Origin of the sequence: Chloroflexus sp. (assembly GCF_034432675.1) — a bacterium.
Classification (GTDB): domain Bacteria; phylum Chloroflexota; class Chloroflexia; order Chloroflexales; family Chloroflexaceae; genus Chloroflexus.
In genome coordinates, this window is sequence record NZ_DAOUBI010000048.1 from 1 (window position 1) to 4513 (window position 4513).

The 4513-nt window shown below is 56.0% G+C and carries 3 protein-coding genes; 2 read left to right on the forward strand and 1 reads right to left on the reverse strand.

Annotated elements, in window-relative coordinates:
* Positions 1-230 precede the first annotated feature (230 nt).
* Positions 231-1379, forward strand: coding sequence for a glycosyltransferase (locus VAE55_RS04085; protein ID WP_322814534.1), 1149 nt, complete (start codon positions 231-233; stop codon positions 1377-1379).
* A 45-nt stretch (positions 1380-1424) separates the two neighbouring features.
* On the opposite strand, the gene VAE55_RS04090 is transcribed toward VAE55_RS04085, so the two are convergent.
* Positions 1425-1709 carry a 50S ribosomal protein L25 gene (locus tag VAE55_RS04090; RefSeq protein WP_012259673.1) on the reverse strand — a complete coding sequence of 95 codons (285 nt, stop codon included), beginning with the start codon at positions 1707-1709 and terminating at the stop codon, positions 1425-1427.
* Positions 1710-1840: 131 nt separating this feature from the next.
* Between VAE55_RS04090 and priA the strand changes: the two genes are divergently transcribed.
* Positions 1841-4369, forward strand: a complete 2529-nt coding sequence (priA, locus tag VAE55_RS04095; RefSeq protein ID WP_322814535.1) for a replication restart helicase PriA — start codon at positions 1841-1843, stop codon at positions 4367-4369.
* Positions 4370-4513: the final 144 nt, after the last annotated feature.

Below are 4513 nucleotides of genomic sequence, written 5' to 3' on the forward strand. Positions count from 1 at the left end.
ACGCTGCGTAGTATACTCGAAGGTCGTCAGCTTGTCAAGTGGCAGAGCAATCACAGGCAACGTACCCGCTAGATCGCTTCAGGAAGCGGTAAAGAGGCTAGAAGACTGCGAACCATCGGATCGTTCTATGTAAGATTCACTGTCTGGTCTTCCGCATGACCTCTCTCCTCTTTGCCGATCTGCCCCTTTGTTATACTATGCATAGTTGTGCTTGCGAATGAGGTGCATCCATGTGGCTCACTCTTCTCTGGGTTGTGATCGGATTGGGGCTTGCCGGTAGTTTTCTCGGTCAGTGGCAACGAATGCGTCAGATGCCACGGTTAATGTCGCCGTGCCTTCCCCCTGATCCGCCGTTGATCTCGATTTTAATTCCTGCGCGCAATGAAGAGCGGGGAATTGGCCGTTGTGTGCAAGGAGCATTGGCCCAGCGCTATCCTCATATTGAGGTAATCGTGGTTGATGATGGCTCAACCGACCGGACACCGGCAATTCTGGCCGATCTGGCAGCTACCGATGCCCGGTTACGGATAATCACCGGGAAACCGCTGCCACCGGGTTGGGTTGGTAAATGCCATGCCTGCCAGCAGGCCAGTAGTGCGGCGAGCGGTGAATGGTTGCTCTTTCTCGATGCAGATACGGCGCCGGCGCCTGATCTGGTAGCCGCCTTGCTTTGTCATGCCTTGTCAACCAATGGCGATATGGTGACAATCTTTCCCTTTCTTGAGTTGAAGACGTGGTCTGAGCGATTGATCTTGCCGCCATTCGTGGCCTTGATCGTGTCCATCTTTCCTTTCGAGCGTCTGGCTAAGCCTGATGTTCGCCCAGAAGAGGTATTAGCGAACGGTCAATGCATCTTTGTGCGCCGTTCGGCGTATGAAGCGATTGGTGGCCACGGAGCGGTACGGGCTGAGGTGCTGGAAGATGTTCGCCTCGGCCAGTGTTTGTGCGCCGCCGGTTTCACGGTGCGTGGTGCGATAGGGATGGAGTATCTGGCAGTACGGATGTATACGAATGCCGCTGAAGTGATCGAGGGTTTGATGAAAAATGCCTCGGCAGGATCGCGGAGTGGTGGCTGGCGTTCCTTAATGGGAATGACGTTGCTATTGGTACAGGCATATGGCCCATTGCTGTTAATGATCGGTGGTTGGTTCACCGGTGGCTGGGCAGGAAGTCTGGTTTCGCTGGTCGGAATGGTATCGTGGCTGGTTGGCCTGCTGTTTTGGGGAACGCTATATCAACGGTTTTACCGGCTCAACCCACTGCATGCTGTTCTCTGGCCGGTCGGTTTGCTGATGTATTTGCTGATTGCCGGGTATGGCATTCTGCGCGTTCGATTAGGACAGGGAGTGGTTTGGAAGGGGCGACGGTATGCTGGTTAGCCGGGGGGGTGGGCCGATTACCTATCGGCCCACCGGTGCTGCTCATCAGGCCAGCTTGAAGTCAATGTGCAGGAATTTACGGGTTACCGGATGGCGTTGCACGACATAAATCACGACCGGGTATGTCGTACCTTCGATGTCGAGGTTGAAGGACTCGCCTTTCGGCACCGTTCGGAAGATCTGCTCGAAATCGCGTTCGTTGATCTGAATCGCCGTGGTTTCAACGCCTTTGCCGTAGAAATTAGCCGGCAAAATCCCTTCCCGACGGAGTGTTTTGACTTTTTTGCCAAAGATGTGGCGTCGCTGAGCTGTTAGGGTAACGTTTGCCATAGTTTGCCTCTCTTTAGTATTTACGGAGGGGAGAAGCCAGCCCGTTGCCGGCCCGAGACCCTCCAGCGATCCGAAGGGATAGTATATCATAAAGCCGGAATATCGCTGCAATCTGAGGTGATTCGTTGTCTATGAATTCTGTCTCTGAACTGGTGGCTGATGTGGCCGTCCTCACAGACTCCTTGCCATCCCAACACCAGGGCATCTTCTCTTACCGTGTACCTGATCATTTGCAAGCGGCCATCGCGGTAGGACAACTGGTGTGGGTACCGTTGCGCCAACAGCAGGTTCAGGGGGTAGTTCTGACAATGCAGCGCCGCACTGTCAGTGGATTGCGCGATCTGATTGATCTGGTCGATCCTGATCTGTCGATCCCACAACTGACAATTCAATTAGCGCATTGGGTGGCCGAGAACTGCTATACAACGCTGGCAGCGGTGCTTGATCTCTGTTTGCCGCCAGGCATGATCCGGCAGGCGGTGACAACCTGGCGGGCAACGGCGGCAGGGCTTACGTGTGAATTGGGTGCATTACCAGAGCGTGAGCGGGCGATCCTCTTTTATTTGCGTCGGCACGGGGAATTGAGTGAGGCCGACTTGCGGGCGGCGCTGCGCGGAAGTGATGCAAATCTGCGGGCTGCGTATCGATCATTGGCTGAACGAGGCCTAATTACGCGCCGTTTGCGCATCGATCCACCACGAGTACGTCCCCACCAAGAGCAGCTTGTCCGGTTAACCTTGCCCGATCTCGATCAAGCAATAGCCGAACTGCGCCGTGCCCCTAAACAGGCAGCAGCGTTGCGCTGGTTGGCTGAACGGACGACAAGTGATCTTCCTACGGTGAATGAATTACGGCGGGCGACAGGTATTGACAGTACAGGGATACGTGCGCTTGAACGGCGGGGTTTTGTACAACTGGTTGGTCGTGAAATCTATCGGGATCCGCTGGCAACAGTACATCCGGCCACCGATACACCGCCACCATTGACAAGTGTTCAGCGGGTGGCGTATGAGACAATCGTGACTGCGCTTGAAGCCGGTACGGGCGGAAGGTTTCTGCTCTATGGGATCACCGGTAGCGGGAAAACTGAAGTCTACCTGCGACTGATCGCTCGTGCGTTACGGCTTGGTCGACAGGCATTGGTTCTGGCGCCAGAGATTGCCCTCACGACCCAGTTAGTCCGTCGCTTTGTGGCTCGTTTTGGTCATCAACTGGCGGTCCTGCATAGCGGGTTAAGTGATGGTGAGCGCTACGATGAGTGGCGGCGATTGCGGCGGGGTGAAGCCAGGGTGGCTATCGGTGCACGTTCTGCTCTTTTCGCGCCATTACCCGATCTTGGTCTGGTGATTGTCGATGAGGAGCACGAACCTGGCTACAAAAGCGATGCAGCACCTCGTTACCATGCGCGTGATGCAGCATTGCACCTTGCCGATCTGGCCGGAGTAACGGTTGTGCTTGGTAGTGCGACCCCAAGCGTTGAAACCTACTATGCCGCCCGCAATGGTCAGATTCAGTTGCTCGAATTACCAGTGCGAATTGGTGCCCAGATTGGCGTCGATGGTCTCGTTCACAGTCGCCCCTTGCCGCTGCCGCCAGTGCGTATTGTTGATATGCGGCATGAGCTACAGCAGGGGAATACATCTATCTTCTCGATCAAACTGCAACACGCGCTGGCGCAGACCCTTGCCCGTGGGCAACAGGCGATCCTCTTTCTCAATCGCCGGGGAGCCGCTTCCTTTGTTTTTTGTCGGGATTGTGGTTACGTTGCCCGTTGTGAACGGTGTGCCGCGCCACTCACCGTTCATTACGATACGGCAACCACTGCTGAAGCCGGCGAGTCGGTGCGCGTTTTAATCTGCCATTCATGCGGTCAGCGCACGGCTACGCCGGTAGTCTGTCCACAATGTCTCAGTCACCGCATTCGCGCCTCGGGTATCGGCACACAGCGCGTTGCCGAGGTGGTACGTGAATTGTTTCCCGATGCCCGGGTAGCACGCTGGGATCGGGATAGTATCAGTGGAAAGAATGCCCATGATGCCCTGCTAGAAGCAATGGTACGCCACGAGATCGATGTGCTGGTCGGTACGCAGATGATTGCGAAAGGGCTTGATCTACCTCTGGTTGGGTTGGTCGGTGTGGTATTAGCCGATACCGGTTTGCATCTGCCCGACTTTCGTAGTGGCGAGCGGGCATTTCAACTTCTGACCCAGGTTGCCGGACGAGCAGGGCGGCGGAGTGAAGGGGCACAGGTCATTATTCAGACCTATCAACCCGATCACTATGCACTTCAGGCCGCATGTGAGCACGACTACCGGGCATTTTTTCGGGAGGAGATCGCCTTCCGGCGGGCACTGGCTTATCCGCCCTTTGGCCGATTGGTGCGTTTCGTCACCACCGCAGCAACCGAGTCAATCTGTCGACGACAGGCCGAACAGCTTGCTGTTACCTTGCAGACGTACATCACCGGTCGTGATTTGGTCGGCTGGCGTCTGATCGGGCCGGCGCCGGCATTCTTTCGCCGACAACGTGATCGGTGGCGCTGGCACGTGTTGTTGCGGGTGCCACCGGCCACAGACATCCGGGAGATACGTCTGGCCCTGGACGTGGTTGGCCCGTTGTACGGTTGGGTGATCGATATTGATCCGGTGCATGTGTTGTGAGGGAGAGGGTCATACCAATGCTTACTCAACGATGTGCCTCAAGGTGTATCACCAGCGAGCCTGGGTTGGAGCATTGCCGTGCAGGAGCATTGCTTTCGTCCATTTGTTCTCAGGTACAGCACCCCGTTGCTTGTGATGTGCCAC

Coding starts and splice junctions, on each gene's coding strand:
- priA (WP_322814535.1), top strand. CDS start 1,841: ATGAATTCTGTCTCTGAACTGGTGGCTGATGTGGCCGTCCTCACAGAC.
- VAE55_RS04090 (WP_012259673.1), bottom strand. CDS start 1,709: ATGGCAAACGTTACCCTAACAGCTCAGCGACGCCACATCTTTGGCAAA.
- VAE55_RS04085 (WP_322814534.1), top strand. CDS start 231: ATGTGGCTCACTCTTCTCTGGGTTGTGATCGGATTGGGGCTTGCCGGT.